The sequence below is a fragment of the Gammaproteobacteria bacterium genome, from assembly GCA_032250735.1.
Taxonomy (GTDB): Bacteria; Pseudomonadota; Gammaproteobacteria; order SZUA-152; family SZUA-152; genus SZUA-152.
Window position 1 is genome coordinate 1 of record JAVVEP010000006.1, and the last position, 14802, is coordinate 14802.

At 61.4% G+C, this 14802-nt stretch carries 12 protein-coding genes; 9 read left to right on the forward strand and 3 right to left on the reverse strand.

All coding sequences use genetic code 11. The annotated features are described in order from the left end of the window. The first annotated feature begins 204 nt into the window (after positions 1–204). From RRB22_05050 to dtd, 3 genes are all read left to right on the forward strand, one after another. Complete coding sequence (locus tag RRB22_05050) at positions 205–771, forward strand: hypothetical protein (protein MDT8383763.1); 567 nt, start codon at positions 205–207, stop codon at positions 769–771. Between the two features lie 77 nt (positions 772–848). Beyond that, on the forward strand, positions 849–1799 hold the full coding sequence (gene pip / locus RRB22_05055; protein ID MDT8383764.1) for a prolyl aminopeptidase: 951 nt from the start codon (positions 849–851) through the stop codon (positions 1797–1799). Positions 1800–1887: 88 nt separating this feature from the next. Beyond that, entirely contained in the window at positions 1888–2328 is a 441-nt protein-coding gene (gene dtd / locus RRB22_05060) for a D-aminoacyl-tRNA deacylase (protein MDT8383765.1), read from the forward strand. A gap of 37 nt (positions 2329–2365) precedes the next feature. Here dtd and RRB22_05065 read toward each other — a convergent pair whose 3' ends face one another. After that, positions 2366–3598: a multifunctional CCA addition/repair protein gene (locus RRB22_05065; protein ID MDT8383766.1), complete on the reverse strand. Its 1233-nt coding sequence runs from the start codon at positions 3596–3598 to the stop codon at positions 2366–2368. A 26-nt stretch (positions 3599–3624) separates the two neighbouring features. On the opposite strand from RRB22_05065, the gene RRB22_05070 reads away from it, so the two are divergent. After that, on the forward strand, positions 3625–4689 hold the full coding sequence (locus tag RRB22_05070) for an aminopeptidase (GenBank protein ID MDT8383767.1): 1065 nt from the start codon (positions 3625–3627) through the stop codon (positions 4687–4689). Positions 4690–4708: 19 nt separating this feature from the next. Here RRB22_05070 and RRB22_05075 read toward each other — a convergent pair whose 3' ends face one another. Next, a complete protein-coding gene (locus tag RRB22_05075; GenBank protein ID MDT8383768.1) occupies positions 4709–5662 on the reverse strand; it encodes a complex I NDUFA9 subunit family protein in 954 nt (317 codons plus the stop codon). 305 nt (positions 5663–5967) lie between these two features. On the opposite strand from RRB22_05075, the gene RRB22_05080 reads away from it, so the two are divergent. The 5 genes from RRB22_05080 to RRB22_05100 all read left to right on the forward strand — a co-directional run bounded on the left by RRB22_05080 (position 5968) and on the right by RRB22_05100 (position 13390). Further along, positions 5968–7332: an NAD-dependent succinate-semialdehyde dehydrogenase gene (locus tag RRB22_05080; protein ID MDT8383769.1), complete on the forward strand. Its 1365-nt coding sequence runs from the start codon at positions 5968–5970 to the stop codon at positions 7330–7332. A gap of 112 nt (positions 7333–7444) precedes the next feature. Then, complete coding sequence (locus RRB22_05085; protein ID MDT8383770.1) at positions 7445–10576, forward strand: EAL domain-containing protein; 3132 nt, start codon at positions 7445–7447, stop codon at positions 10574–10576. A 66-nt stretch (positions 10577–10642) separates the two neighbouring features. After that, positions 10643–11434, forward strand: coding sequence for a sulfite exporter TauE/SafE family protein (locus RRB22_05090; GenBank protein MDT8383771.1), 792 nt, complete (start codon positions 10643–10645; stop codon positions 11432–11434). A gap of 360 nt (positions 11435–11794) precedes the next feature. Then, positions 11795–12901, forward strand: a complete 1107-nt coding sequence (locus RRB22_05095; GenBank protein ID MDT8383772.1) for a porin — start codon at positions 11795–11797, stop codon at positions 12899–12901. A gap of 30 nt (positions 12902–12931) precedes the next feature. Beyond that, the gene (locus RRB22_05100) at positions 12932–13390 is read left to right on the forward strand and encodes a substrate-binding domain-containing protein (GenBank protein MDT8383773.1); all 459 of its coding nucleotides are present in this window, start codon (positions 12932–12934) and stop codon (positions 13388–13390) included. 208 nt (positions 13391–13598) lie between these two features. Here RRB22_05100 and RRB22_05105 read toward each other — a convergent pair whose 3' ends face one another. Beyond that, positions 13599–14513 (reverse strand): D-hexose-6-phosphate mutarotase, encoded by a 915-nt coding sequence (locus tag RRB22_05105; GenBank protein MDT8383774.1) that lies wholly within the window; start codon positions 14511–14513, stop codon positions 13599–13601. Positions 14514–14802: the final 289 nt, after the last annotated feature.

The following is a 14802-nucleotide window of genomic DNA, read 5'->3' on the forward strand; positions in this document are numbered from 1 at the left end:
GGGCCGATTTCCCATCAGCGCAGTAGATTCTTCCATAGTCCGACAGGCTCCTAGGTAGACCGGCGCAAAGGCCCTCAGTCTGTGAGGGAGATAGCGGCAGTGCTGGCCGAACAGAGACCTTAGGCTTGACCCATTACGGCGGTGCTATGATAGGGTAATTCGATAGGCTAACAGACGGACGTTAAATCAACTCGGGGGTGGGTTATGGTAGGTAAAAAGAATATCGTATTTGGGTTCCTGTTTCTGGCGACCACGGCGGCCCTGGGCCCGCTCATGGTACTGAAATACGAGGACTGGGGTGTGGCCAACGGTGAGAAGCAGGTGGTGGTCGGTAAGCTGCAACAGTTCAGGGCGGGTAGCTACGCGGACGATCCCGAAACCCTGGATGAGCTGACGCCCAAGCAGCTGGCCGTCGCCAATAGCGAGGCGATTCTCGCCATGAACAAGGTGGGCGCCATCGAATTTGGGATCGACTACATCAAGGGCGGACCGCACGCTCACGGTAATCTCGAAGCCCTGCTCAATATCGTGGTGGGTATTGTGCTGTGTTTTATTGCCGCACCGCTGATGTTCAAGCAGGCGGTCAGTCTGCTATTTCTGGTCGGCACCCTGTTGCACTCCGGCCTGTTGTACCTGGAGCGCGTATTCGACATGGCCTGGGCGGGCGTTTTGCTGGGCACCGGGGTTGGGCCGGTGCTCCTGCTGGTGGGTCTGGTGCTGACCGGTGCGCTGGCGGCGAAGGGCTTCAAGGGTGAGCTGGTGCGGGATTAGGTCGTCCACGGCTGTATCCTTCTAACTTTGATTAGTATTCCTGTGATGCATGCGCCCGGGTGGCAGATGCCGTCGTTATGAGAGATCTCTACCCGGGGATCAGGCCCTATGTCACGCAGCGGATTGCGGTGGACGCACCGCATGAGCTGTATGTGGAGGAGAGCGGCGAGCCCAACGGCATCCCGGTGCTGTTTGTGCACGGCGGACCGGGGGCCGGTTGCTCGCCCTATCATCGGAGTTTTTTCGATCCCGAAAAATACCGCATTATCCTTTTTGACCAGCGCGGTAGTGGGCAGTCCACGCCGCACGCGGCACTGGAAAAAAACACCACGCCCGATCTGGTGGCGGACATGGAGGCCATCCGCCAGCAACTGGGTATCAAGCAGTGGCTACTGTTCGGTGGTTCCTGGGGATCGACCCTAAGCCTGGTGTATGCGCAGACCCATCCGCAACGGGTATTGGGTCTGATCCTGCGTGGAATCTTTCTGTGTCGCCCGCATGAGATCCAGTGGTTCTATCAGTCAGGCGCCAGCCATATCTTTCCCGACTACTGGGCAGAATACCTCACGCCCATTCCCGAGGATGAACGTGACGACATGGTGGCCGCCTATTATCGACGCCTGACCGGCGACAACGAATTACAGCGCATGGCGGCCGCCAAGGCCTGGTCGAAATGGGAGGGGCGGACCTCTACCCTGCATCCCAGTCGCAAGGTGGTGGACCACTTCAGTGAGCCCCACACCGCGCTCAGTCTGGCGCGCATCGAATGCCATTATTTCACCCATGACAGCTTCCTCGAGCCTAACCAGATATTGCGGGATGCAGGCCGCCTGATCGACATTCCCGGTATTGTCGTGCAGGGGCGCTACGATGTGGTGTGTCCCATGCAGAGCGCGTGGGACTTGTGCCAGTCCTGGCCCGAGGCCGAGCTACAGATCATTCCCGATGCCGGACACTCCGCCCTGGAGCCGGGTATTGTCGATGCCCTGGTGCGCGCCACCGACGATTTTGTGCGGCGCCTCTCATAATCGGCCTCGGAATTTTTCTAGCAATTGTCACAAAAATTCTCATAACAATTCTCATAACAATTCTCATAACAATAATTAGCAAGCATCCATGATCGGTCTATTACAACGAGTCACCCGAGCCAGTGTCACCGTCGAGGGTAAAGTGCTCGGTTGCATCGAACAGGGGCTGATGGTGTTGGTGGGCATCGAGCGTGACGACACCGAGGTCCAGGCCGACCGGTTGCTGGAACGTCTGCTGAGCTACCGGGTGTTCGCCGACGCGGACGGCAAAATGAATCTCAGCCTGCAGCAGGTGCAGGGTGGTTTGTTGCTGGTGCCACAGTTCACCCTGGCCGCGGATACCGACAAGGGCGCACGCCCCGGTTTCAGCTCGGCGGCAACGCCGGAAAAAGGCCGACAGCTGTTTGAATATCTACTCTCACGGGCGCAGCAGCAGTATCCCCATGTCGCCAGCGGCCAGTTTGGCGTCGACATGCAGGTGGAACTTATCAACGACGGCCCGGTGACCTTTTCCCTGCGGGTTCGTTAAACCCCCGGCGGGGGAACGGCAAGCGGGCTATTTTACGTTAGTGATTGGTGGTCAAAGTGATGGCCATCTGGATTGCCTCGGCGCGCAATCGGTCGAGCTGCTGGCCGATGGCGCTGCCGGTGAGTCCTTGCCTAACGAGATCCTGGGCGTTGATCGCGGCGGCGGCATCGCGGGCGCGACGCAGGATGTCCGGCTGCTCGAAGTGCGCATCTTCATAGCCGGTGCGGCCGCGCGAGTCGGCCTCGCAGGCGGCGATGAATTGCTCGAAGCGCGCGGGACGGCGAAAGGCGTCGAGGGCATTGAGCATTTTCAGCAGGGTGGTGGGTTTTAATTCCGCGGCCCGATGATAATGCAGGTGATAACGGGTCACGGCAACCGCTAATTCCCGATAGGTTTTGGGCGTCCGCAGGCGTTCACACAGGGCCTCCACCAGGGGTACGCCACGTTCCTCGTGGGCGATGTGTTTGGGCCACTGATCCTGGGGCGTGATGCCCTTGCCCAGGTCATGCACCAGGGCGGCGAAACGCACCATGGGTTCGGGGGACAGGCGCGCGGCCTGTTGCAGCACCATCATGGTGTGGATGCCAGTGTCGATCTCCGGGTGATATTGTTCCGGCTGCGGCACACCGAACAGGCAGTCGATTTCCGGGAACAGTTTGGCCAGCGCGCCGCAGTCACGCAGCACCTCAAAAAAGCGTGTCGGTGTCTGTTCGCCCAGGGCGCGTTCGGTCTCGGCCCACACCCGCTCGGCGACCAGCGCATCCACCTCGCCGGCATCGACCATCTCCTGCATCAGCCGCAGCGTCTCGCTGGTGACGCGAAAACCGAGGTGGGCAAAGCGGGCCGCAAAGCGCGCCACCCGCAGGATGCGCACCGGGTCTTCACTGAAGGCCCGGGAGACGTGGCGCAGCACTTTGTCGGCCAGATCCTGCTGGCCGTGGAAGGGGTCGATGAACTGTCCGTCGGCATCTTGCGCGATGGCGTTGATGGTCAGATCGCGGCGCAGCAGATCCTCTTCCAGGGTCACGTCCGGCGCCGCATGCACCGCAAAGCCGTGATAGCCCGGGGCGGTCTTGCGCTCGGTGCGGGCCAGGGCATATTCCTCGTGAGTCTCGGGGTGCAGGAACACCGGGAAATCCTTGCCCACCTGTCGGTAGCCCTGCGCCTCCAGTTGCTCGGGCGTGGCCCCCACCACCACCCAGTCGCGCTCCTTGGGCTCAAGGTCCAATAATCTGTCACGCACCGCGCCGCCTACCAAATAGATCTCCATGCCGGTATGTTACCCGGATGGGACGCTTGTTTATATGGCGCGCGCTGCCCAAGGCGGCGGGCTGGCGCTGGCTGCTGTTATTGATGCTGCTGTTCGCGGGCGGTTGCGCCAGCCTGGGTTATTACGGCCAGTCCATCGGTGGTCAGTGGGCGGTGTGGGAGCGGCGTCAGCCCATCGCCGAGTTGATCGCCGCCCCCGAGACCCCGGCCGCGCTGCGCGAAAAGCTGCAGACGGTGCTGGCCATCCGCGCGTTTGCCAGCCGCGAACTGGCGCTGCCCGATAACCCCAGTTATCGCAGTTATGCGGACCTGCAACGCCCCTTTGTGGTGTGGAATGTGTTTGCGGCCCCGCCCCTGGAGATGACCCTGCAACGCTGGTGTTTTCCGTTTGCGGGCTGCGTGGGCTATCGCGGCTATTTCTCGAAACCGGCCGCCGAGGCGTTTGCCGCGCAGTTGGGCCGCGAGGGGCTGGAGACCTACGTCGCCGGTGTCGCCGCCTATTCTACCCTAGGGTGGTTTGATGACCCCCTGCTCAACACCGTCATCCAGCGCCCGCCGGCGCGGATCGCCGGGCTCATCTTTCACGAGCTGGCCCACCAGCAGCTGTACCTGCAGGGTGACACGGCCTTCAACGAGGGCTTTGCGACGGCGGTCGAGCTGGAGGGCGTGCGGCGCTGGCTGGCCGTCCACGGTGACGATGCGCAGCGGGAGGCCGACCAGCAGTTCCGGCAGCGCCAGGATGCCTTTGTGGCGCTGGTGACCGGGGCGCGGGACCGGCTCCGAGGGCTGTACGCCCAGGGGCTGGATGAAGCAGAGGCCCTGGCGCGCAAGGCGGCGATTCAGGCCGGGCTGCGCCGGGACTATCGGCGGCTCAGAGAGGAATGGGGCGGTTATGACGGTTACGATGCCTGGTTTGCGCAGGGGCTGAATAATGCGCAATTGGCTGCGGTGACCACCTATCGCGACCATGTGCCCGTCTTTCAGCGCCTGCTGGCGGAGCAGGGCGGGGATATGGAGGCCTTTTATCGGGCCTGTCGTGAACTGAGTGGGCGGCCTGCCCAGGAGCAAGCGAGCCTGCTGGCGGGTCGATAGTGTGCGCCCGGGACGGCGATCAGTCCCGCCGGGCAGAGCGGCGCAGATCACTAAAGCGCCGGTTCAGGTCTCGATTGCCCAGGTAGCGGGGCGCAACGGCCTCGATGGACGCGGGCTGGATGCCGAACACCGCCGGAAAGGCCGATTTGCACAGGCTGTTGACGCGGGTGGATAAAAAGTTGTCCCGCGAAAAGGGCCTGCCCGGCAGCTGTTCCATCACCAGTCCCATCCACCACGAAAGCCGGTCACCCAGACCGATGATGCGCCGCCGGTGGCCGGTCAATGTGCCGACGTAGGTGACCAGTTCGTACAGGGTGTAGGGCGTGGGTCCGCACAGGTTGTAGGCCTGGCCGATGGTGGCCGGGTTGCTGAGGGCGTGCACAAAGGCCTCGGCCACGTCTTCCACGTACACCGGGGCGAAACGGGCCTTGGCGCAGGCCAGCGGAAACAGGCCGGGGCTGAGCGCCAGCAGGCGGGCGAAGCGGTTGAGAAACTGGTCGTCGGGACCAAAGATCACCGAGGGCCGGAACACGGTGACCCGCAGGTCCGTCGCGCCCAGGGCGATTTCCTCGCCCTCGCCCTTGCTGCGCAGGTAGCGACTGGGTCCGTTTTTGGCGTCGGCCTTGAGGGCGCTCATGTGCAGCAGGCGGCCCATCCCGGCGCTGCGGCAGGCATCGACGATCTGTCGGACCAGCTCGACGTGGGCGCGCCCAAAATCCCCCCGCCGGCGTTCGTTGAGGATCCCCACCAGGTTGACCACCGCGTCCATGCCCTGCAGCTGCGCGCCGAGGGCGGCGGCGTCATAGGGATTGCATTCCACCAGGCTCAGCCCCGGCAATACCAGCAGCTCCCGATGCGCCTCCCGGCGACGGGTCAGTACCCGTACCGAGTGGCCGGCCTTGACCAGATGGGCGGCGAGGTGGCGGCCCACAAAACCGGTGCCACCGATAAGGCAAATAGACAGTCTGCGCATGGTCTGTGGGGTTCTCCTGATGTGGTCCTGAAATGTGGCCCTGAAGTGACTCAAAAGTGGCCAGCGACGAGGCGGGTGTCGGAATCGAAGGGCGATTTTGCGGTGTGGCAGGGAGGGGGTCAAGCGGGTATGGTAAACGCGGGTGTCGCCTGGCCTATGCCATCGGCGATATAATGGTGATGGGTCTATACACGTTAGACTGCTGCGGTTTTTTTTTTTGCGCATCGCGCAGCCGGATAGCGCGACGGATGGCCGAACAGGAAATTTTACGGGTGGCTGTGCGGCGTACACAGTCCGGGGGTGTCATGGCATATCAGACCATCAATCCGGCGAGCGGTGAGCTTGTCGAACATTTTGCCGCCTGGACCCCCGCACAGCGGGAGGTGGCGCTGGCGCAGGTCAGTGCCGCCACGCCGGGCTGGGCCGCCACCACCCTGGAACAACGCTGCCGCCTGCTGGCTCGGCTGGCCGAGGTGGTGCGCGCCGAGCAGGAATCCCTCGCGCAACTGGTGAGCCTGGAGATGGGCAAGCTCGTCCCTGAGGCGCGGGCCGAGGTGGAAAAGTGCGCCCAGGGCTGTGAGTACTACGCCCGGCAGGCCGGTCGATTTCTCGCCGATGAGCTGGTCGAGACGGACGCCGGCAGGAGCCTGGTGGCCTATCAGCCGCTGGGCACGGTGCTGGCGGTGATGCCGTGGAATTTCCCCCTGTGGCAGGTGTTTCGCTTCATCGCCCCGACCCTGGTGGCGGGCAATACCGGCCTGCTCAAACACGCCTCCAATGTGCCGCAGTGTGCGTTGGCCATCGAGCGTCTGCTGCGTGAGGCCGGTTTTCCCGAGGGCGTGTTTCGTACCCTGCTGATCGACGCCCGCGAGGTCGCCGAGGTGATCGCCGACCCGCGGGTACAGGCGGTCACGCTCACCGGCAGTGAGCCCGCCGGGCGGGCGGTGGCTGCGGCGGCGGGCCAGCATCTCAAAAAGAGCCTGCTGGAGCTGGGGGGCTCGGACGCCTTTGTGGTGCTGGAAGACGCCGACCTGGATCTCGCGGTGCCGCAGGCCGTGGCCTCACGCTTCCTGAACTGTGGGCAGAGCTGTATCGCGGCCAAGCGCTTTATCGTGGTGGAGGCCATCGCCGAGGACTTTGTCGCCCGCTTCGCCACCGCCGCGGGCAGGCTGTGCGTAGGGGATCCCCGCGATGCGCAGACGGGGCTGGCGCCCATGGCGCGTGCCGATCTGCGGGACGAGCTGCACGCGCAGGTACAGGCCAGTATCGCGGCCGGCGCGGTGCGGGTGATCGGTGGGGAGCCTGTCGCCGGGCCGGGGGCCTTTTATCCGCCGACGATCCTTGATCAGGTGCGGCCGGGGATGGTCGCCTATGAACAGGAGCTGTTCGGCCCGGTGGCGACGGTGATCCGGGTGGCCGATGAGGCCGCCGCCCTGGCCACGGCCAATGATTCCCGCTTTGGCCTGGGCGGCAGCGTGTGGACAAAAGACAGCGCGCGCGGCGAACGGTTTGCCCGCCGGATGCAGTGTGGTTCGGCCTTCGTGAACGGCATGGTGAAGAGCGATCCCCGCCTGCCCTTCGGCGGTATCAAGGCCTCGGGTTACGGCCGGGAGCTGTCGCAGCACGGGCTGCGCGAGTTCGTGAACGTCAAAACCCTGTGGATAAAATGAGGCGGCCAGCAGGCGGTGGCGTCACGTGGACAGTCTGCAGGCGATAATGAGTAACCGTTAATAGTGAATAGCAATAGTGAACAATAATCATGAATAGGTGTATCCGCAGCGCATGCAATTAATTAGGCAGCCGGGTGATCAACCAACCGAGGAGCTCAGAGGGCAGGTCTCGGTGCTGACGCGCGCCCAGTTCCTGAGTCGTTTTCGCCGGCTGATTATTCTGGCGTGGACAATCCCGGCGGTGTTTGGCCTGTCGTTCCTGCTCTACATCCAGATGTTCACCCTGGAACAGATGGCGGAGGTGATGAGCAGTCCCATCGAGCCTGTGTTCATTGTTGCCTCGCTGGTATTTGCGCTGTGGTATTTCCAGCGCTATGTGTCGGTGGTCGCCGAGTATGTGGGCGCAGCGGACTCCCAGCAGCGGGAGAGCCTGGCGGCCGCGGCGCTGGCGCGGGTGAGGCGCTTCCCCCTGCATTTCTGGGGTTTCTTTCTGTTCTATCTGCTAGTAGCGCCCATCACGGTGATCTACAGCGCCGAGCTGTACAGTGATTTTGTCGCCCGTCCGCAAGACTGGTTTCGCATCAATCTGGTGGCCCTGACGGTGTCGATCATCGTTGGCCTGCCGATCTTTTTCCGGCTCTACGATCTGTTCGGCCTGGCATTGCAGCCGCAGCGGCTGGAGAGGCCGGTGGTCAGCATCCGCACCCGGGTGTTTCTCATCGCCGCCCTGGTGCCGCTGCTGGTGGACACCATGCTGGTGCAGTATTACTGGACCCGCACCGGCTATTTCACTACCGAAACTTTCGTTGTCTGGCTGATGCTGCAGGCCCTGGCGGTGGCTGGCGCGGCGATCTTCATGGGCAGCTTTGGTCGCTCCCTGCAACCGCTGGAAAAGGCGGCCGGCGCGGCCCGTTCCCTGTTGCTGCGAAGACCGAACCTGCGGGCCTATTCCACCGACGAGCTGGGTGTGCTGACCGGGCAGTATCAGGGTTTGCTGGAAAACCTGCATTTCCAGCGACAGATTCTGGAGGCGGGGAACCGGGTGTTGCGCGGGGTCAATACCTCGGCCAGCACCGGCGAGGCCTACGACAAACTGGTGGAGGTCTGTGCCCAGGCGCTGGACGTGGATGTTGCCTATTTAATGTTACGCGGCCCGGGCCTGCGGGAGTTGATTGCGGTCTCCGTGACCGGCGCTACGCACCGGCCGCAGGGGCATTTTCGCCTGTCGCTGGATGAGCCCTCCCTGCTGGTGCAGGCCTTTAACGAGGCGCGCCTGATCGCGGTGGACGATGCCGCAGAAGATCCCCGCCTCAGCCCCCGCATCGTCAAGCAATATGACATTACATCGGCGATGTGCGCGCCGCTGATTGCGGAGGGCGAGGTGATCGGCTCCATCGGCGCCAGCACCCGGGGAAGGGTGCGGCACTTCACCCAACAGGATCGCGACATGCTCAGCCTGCTGGCCCGCGAGGCCACGGCCGTGGTGCACACCCAGCTGTTGGAGGAAAAACACCAGCAGGCCGAGCTGCGCTATCAGGAGGCGAGCCAGCTGGCCGAGGTGACCCTGCAATCGATCAGTGACGGCGTGATCACCACCGATATCGATGGGCACATCGTGTACCTCAATCCCGTGGCCGAACACTTTACCGGCTGGGGATTGGCCGATGCCCAGGGTCAGCCGTTGCGCCAGGTATTACGCCTCAAAGATGAGGCGGGTGCCGCGGTCATCGACGCGGTGCTGCGTTGCCTGGAGGCGGGTGAGCACCTCACCCTGCCGGGCTCGACCAGCCTGCTGCAGCGTGATGCCCGACGCGAGTTCGCCGTGGAGCTGCGCCTGGCGCCGATCCGCGAAAGGAATGGGCGCCTGCGTGGTGCGGTACTCACCTTTCATGACACCACAGACATGGCGGCCCTGTCGCGCCGGCTCTCGTATCAGTCCAGCCACGACGCCCTCACCGGGCTCATCAACCGGCACGAGTTTGAGGCCCGCCTGCAGTCGCTCATGGCCCACTGCCGGGAGCAGGGCGGAGAACATGCCCTGTGTTATCTGGATGTGGATCAATTCAAGGTGGTCAACAACACCTGCGGCTATGTGGCCGGTGACGAGTTGCTCAAGCAGCTCGGCATGCGCTTGCGCGCCACCCTGCGCGAACAGGATGTAGTCGGCCGCCTGGGGGGAGATGAATTCGGCCTGTTGCTGCAGGACTATACCCTGGCCGAGGCCCAGGCCGTCGCCGCCACGATTCTGGAGATGGTGAAGGAATTCCGTTTTACCTGGAAAGACAAGGTCTTCGATGTGGGGCTCAGCCTGGGGCTGGTGCCGATTACCGCGCGCAGTGGCAGTATCACCGATGTGCTGAGCGCCGCTGATTCGGCCTGTTATATCGCCAAGAGCCAGGGGCGCAATCGGGTGCATGTGTTTGCGCGGAACGATCTGGCGCTGACCCGGCATCGGGGCGAGATGCAGTGGCTACAGTACATCCGCGATGCACTGGACAACAACCGCTTCCAGCTTTTTCATCAGCTGATACAGCCGCTGGGCAAGGTGGTGAATGCCGAATTGCGCTACAGCGAAATTCTTCTGCGCCTGCGCCGCGAGGATGGCGAGATCGTCACGCCTAATCTGTTTTTACCGGCCGCGGAACGCTACCACCTGATGCCCGCTATTGACCGCTGGGTGGTGCATCACGCCCTGCAACAGCTCGGGCGGCAGGGCTCGGACCCAGTCTCCTATTCCATCAACCTTTCCGCACAGTCCCTGTGTGAAGACAGCTTTCTCGACTTTGTGCTGACCGAGCTGCGGGAGAATGGCGTGACGCCAGAGAGGGTGTGTTTCGAGATTACCGAGACCGCCGCCATTGCCAACCTGAATCGCGCCATACGCTTTATCACCGAGCTGAAAGATCAGGGCTGCCGTTTTGCCCTGGACGATTTCGGCAGCGGCCTGAGTTCGTTTGGTTATCTCAAAAACCTTCCGGTGGATTATCTAAAGATCGACGGGGCCTTCGTGAAGGACATCGACACCAATCCCATCGACCGCGCGATGGTGGAGGCGATCAACCAGATCGGCCATCTCATGGGCATCAAAACCGTGGCGGAGTTTGTCACCACCGCCGCGGTGCTGAACGAGGTGCAGGCCATCGGCGTGGATTTCGGCCAGGGCTTTCACATCGCCAAGCCGGTGCCGCTGGTGAGCACGGGACACCACGAGCCAGCGCAGAGCGGCAACAAAAATTCTGCCTAAGCGGTTGTTTGACCGCTAACGCTTAACCACAAATACCAAACCGCCAAGGATTCTGGATTGGAAACAATGATTGCCTACGCCCTGTTGGGCGCCTTCGCGGGAACCCTGGCGGGTTTGCTGGGGGTCGGTGGCGGGCTGGTGATCGTGCCGGTGCTGGTCTTTCTCTGGCAGCCGGATGTCGTCGGCGGCCTGCCGCTGGGTGGTACACAGACGGTGCAGCTGGCCATTGGCACCTCGCTGGCGGCGATCGTGTTCACCTCCCTCGCTTCGGTGCGGGCCCATCATCGGCGCGGCAGTGTGCTGTGGCCGCAATTCTGGCGGCTCACGCCGGGCATCGTGCTGGGAAGCTTTGTGGGTGCGATGGTGGCTGCCTCCCTGCCGCAGGCCGCGCTCAAGACCGTGTTTGGCCTGTTCGAGTTGCTGGTGGCGGCGCAGATGATGTTCGGTACCTACACCCTCAAACCGCACTGTACACCGGGTCCCGTGGGCATGGGGCTGGCCGGCAGTGTGATCGGCGCCGTGTCCGCCCTGGTGGGCATTGGCGGCGGCACAATGACCGTGCCCTTTCTCAGCGCCTGCCGGGTGCGCATGCAGCAGGCGGTGGGCACCTCCGCGGCCTGCGGCCTGCCCATCGCCCTGGGAGGCACCCTGAGTTACATGCTACTGGGCTGGGGAAATGCCCAGCTGCCCGCGGGCGCGGCCGGTTTTGTGTACGGGCCCGCGTTGCTGGGCATCGTCATCACCAGCATGTTGTTTGCCCCGCTGGGCGCCGCCCTGGCGCATCGTCTGCCCACTGCAGTATTGAAGCGGGTGTTTGCCGGCTTTCTGGTCCTGTTGGGCGTGTGGATGCTGAGCTAGCTCGAGATCCCATCAATTCCAGTTTTTGTGACAGCCCTATCCCTGTTCGTCCTGCCTTTTATCGATATCAGATTTATATTTCTGATTTGTAATATACAAAACTCATATTTCCTCTAAAGTAACCACGATTTACTCCGATAGATTCCCTGAATGTTAGGGCACGCTAATGTTCTGGCATTGGCCTGGTGTCGTGGGGGTGTAGTGTTTTATTCCCTTATTAAAACAAGGCTATAGGGCGAAAGGGGGGAGTTTTCCCTCAAAACCTTATCAATAAGTAAAATTTATTGGCCGATAGGTTCCAGCCCGGATCTTTGACCAGAATTAAAAATCCATTGCTACATCGCTACGGAGTAATCGAGTATGTTTAAAAAAATCATGATGCCGGCCCTCGCCGGTCTGGTGCTGGTGCCGACCCTGGCGAGCAGCGCAACGGTCGCTGAACTGGAGGAGCGTCTGCTCAAGCTGGAGGACCAATCCATGGTCTCCGCCGAGGGTATCTATGACATCAACACCCGGGTGGAGAATCAGATGGTGATCTCCGGCTATACCGATGTGGAATTCATCTCGGACTCGCGTGCCGGCACGCCCGATGGCTTCCGCCTGCATCACATGAGCCTGTTTTTCGAAAAGAACATGGGTGACAAGTGGCGCTTCTTCTCGGAAGTGGAATACGAAGACGCCCCCAAGTTTGAGGGTACGACTAATAATGTTATTAAAGATGCCGATGGCAAGATCTTCCTGGAGGCCGTCAACATGACCTACCTGTGGCGACAGGAGGCCAATCTGCGCTTTGGCCGTATGTTCACTCCGGCGGGCATCTGGTCGGTGGACCACTACCCCACCTTCGTGCCCACCCAGGAGCGCCCGCAGCATATCCGCGCGATCTTCCCGCAGAATGTGGATGGCGCCCAGGTGTTTGGTACCCTGGGGATGGGCTCGAGCTTCCTGAACTATGATGCGTATGTCGGTAACGGCCGCAGCGATAATGCGGGCAAGAGTGACGACAACAGCACCAAGGCCATTGGCGCCAAGCTGTCTTTCCTGTTTCCTCTGCTGAACCATTTTGAGCTCGGCAGCAGCTATTACACTGATGCCCAGGATTCAAAGGAGGGCGGTGAAGAGCTGACCGCCACCGGCTTCCACGGCAAAATGAAGGCCGGCCAGGCCACCCTGCAGTTCGAGGTCGCTAATGGAGAATGGGAGACCACGGAGCGCGAGGGGGCCTACGTCCAGCTGATGTATGATTGGGACAAATATACCTTTGGGGTGCGTGCCGATACCTATGACGAGGATTCCGGCAATTCGGCGAGCAAGAGCGAAATAACCATGAATAGCGTATTCGCGAATTACCATGTGAATAAAGACGTGACGCTGAAGATCGAATTCCATGCGGTCGATAATGAAGACCCCGTGGATGAGGATTACGAAAAGACCATCATCAGTGTGGTGGGCTACCTCGGAAACTAATCGGGAAACAAGAGAAAGGTGAGAATTATCATGAAAAACATGAATGCATGCCTTAAAGGCCTGGCGGCAAGTTTCCTGATGGCGGCGGCCGTGATGCAGGGCGTCGCGCAGGCGGCCGATGTGGCGGTGATCGTCAATCGATCCAATCCGGAGGCGCTCACAATTGAGCAAATCAAGAACATCTATTCAGATCGCGTCACCACCTGGCGCAGTGGACAGAAGATTGAGCTGTATAACCTGCCGGACACCCAGGAGTCCCGTGAAATATTTGCACGGAATGTCCTGGGGATGAGCGGGCAGGCCTCGGCCGCCGCGGAGTCGCAACGTAAAACCAACAATACCCTGAAGAATCCATCCATGACCAAGCGTGAGCGTCTGGTGGTATCGATTGTCGCCCAGAAACGCAATGCGATCGGCTATGTGCCCGCGTATCTGGTGGAAGACAGAAAGGATATTCGCGTGGTCAAGATCCTGAAAGAGGCGGAATAGAGATACGCTGACAATCCGTTAAATCAGCTCGTAATAATAGAGAAGGTGAAGGGCTGCTCCAGTGGTGGGGCAGCCCTTTTTGATAAGCCGGTTTCTGTGAGCGAGCGGGTGCGGAGTGCTGAAACGCTGGCGTGGAATCAGGATGCAGTTAATGATTCTAACCTGAATCAGCTTGCCCGTGCGCCCCCAAGAATCCCGATGCTACTCATCAAACCGCCCGCGTCGTAATCGTCATCGCCATGCGATGTGATGCCCCGGCGCTGAGGGTGTAGGCGTTGTCGAAGGCGTTGCCGGCCTCGACGCAGAGCATGGCGTGATACTGGTCGTTGGGCATATCGGCGAAGGCCTTGGCGCCTTGCTCGCCGGGATTCCAGACGATGGTGGAGTGGCTGTTGTGTTTGTGCATCTCGATCTCGCGGCCGTGGCCGGGGTCTTCGATGACCACGCTGCCGCTGTGATCGAGGAACACGCAATCGAGCGGCGGGGTGATGGTGAGGGTGCTGTTCTGGGTGGCGGCGCCGTCGCGCAGCTTGTCCAGGTAACGAATCCCTTCCAGACCACGGAGCCTGAGCCCCTCCGCCTCGGCGACCCGAAAATAGGTATGCAGGGCCTCGCTGACATTCCAGTCGCGATCACTGAGATTTTCGCCGATCAGCTCGACGTGCAATGCCTCGCCGAGGGTAACCGCAAGCTGTAACTTGAAGTTGTAGGGCCAGACCCTTGCGATCGCCTCATTGGGAGAAAGACACAGCACTACCTGGGTCGCGCCGCCCGGCTGGTCGCTGACGGATTCGATCTCCCATTGCTCGTAGCGGGCAAAACCGTGGCCTTTCTTGTCCTTGTCGCTGGGATGGGCGCCCATTGCGGTGGCGTCATAGGCGCCGAACCAGGGCCAGCACACGGGCACGCCGCCGCGCACGGGTTTGCTGCCGTCATAGACGGCGGTATCGCTGAGCCACAGGGTGTCGACCCCGCCCCTGGGCACATAACTGAGGAGGGTGCCGCCATAGGGCGTCAGTCGGGCGCTGCCGAAGTCGTTAACGATATCGATCATCACCAGCTGGTCGTGTCGGCTGAAGCGGACGTTGGGGTGGGGGAAACGACTCTGTAGCGAAGCAGGCATGTGGAGTTCCAGGTTGTGATGGGTGGTGGAGACGGAGTATTCAGTGTCGCGCCGCCGGGATCAACAGGCTGCGCTAATCTAAATTTTATCCGGCATCGTACTTGGCCAGTCTAAACGGGCGGGGGGTCAGCTTGTTGCTGTTTGTGAAAACCCGGCGGCCCGTTATATTGTTTGCGCATAAATGCAGGCTGCGGGCCTATGCTGTATGCTTTCCTGGTACGTGCTTGATCATCTTTCACTGATCGTTACGGCAACGATTATGTGTCTGGAATGGAATGGAGTGGTTGGA

Bases quoted from the DNA above. Each gene is read 5' to 3' on its own strand.
- RRB22_05105 (MDT8383774.1), bottom strand. From the start codon at position 14,513: ATGCCTGCTTCGCTACAGAGTCGTTTCCCCCACCCCAACGTCCGCTTC.
- RRB22_05100 (MDT8383773.1), top strand. From the start codon at position 12,932: ATGAAAAACATGAATGCATGCCTTAAAGGCCTGGCGGCAAGTTTCCTG.
- RRB22_05090 (MDT8383771.1), top strand. From the start codon at position 10,643: ATGATTGCCTACGCCCTGTTGGGCGCCTTCGCGGGAACCCTGGCGGGT.
- RRB22_05075 (MDT8383768.1), bottom strand. From the start codon at position 5,662: ATGCGCAGACTGTCTATTTGCCTTATCGGTGGCACCGGTTTTGTGGGC.
- RRB22_05095 (MDT8383772.1), top strand. From the start codon at position 11,795: ATGTTTAAAAAAATCATGATGCCGGCCCTCGCCGGTCTGGTGCTGGTG.
- pip (MDT8383764.1), top strand. From the start codon at position 849: ATGAGAGATCTCTACCCGGGGATCAGGCCCTATGTCACGCAGCGGATT.
- RRB22_05050 (MDT8383763.1), top strand. From the start codon at position 205: ATGGTAGGTAAAAAGAATATCGTATTTGGGTTCCTGTTTCTGGCGACC.
- RRB22_05085 (MDT8383770.1), top strand. From the start codon at position 7,445: ATGCAATTAATTAGGCAGCCGGGTGATCAACCAACCGAGGAGCTCAGA.
- dtd (MDT8383765.1), top strand. From the start codon at position 1,888: ATGATCGGTCTATTACAACGAGTCACCCGAGCCAGTGTCACCGTCGAG.
- RRB22_05080 (MDT8383769.1), top strand. From the start codon at position 5,968: ATGGCATATCAGACCATCAATCCGGCGAGCGGTGAGCTTGTCGAACAT.
- RRB22_05065 (MDT8383766.1), bottom strand. From the start codon at position 3,598: ATGGAGATCTATTTGGTAGGCGGCGCGGTGCGTGACAGATTATTGGAC.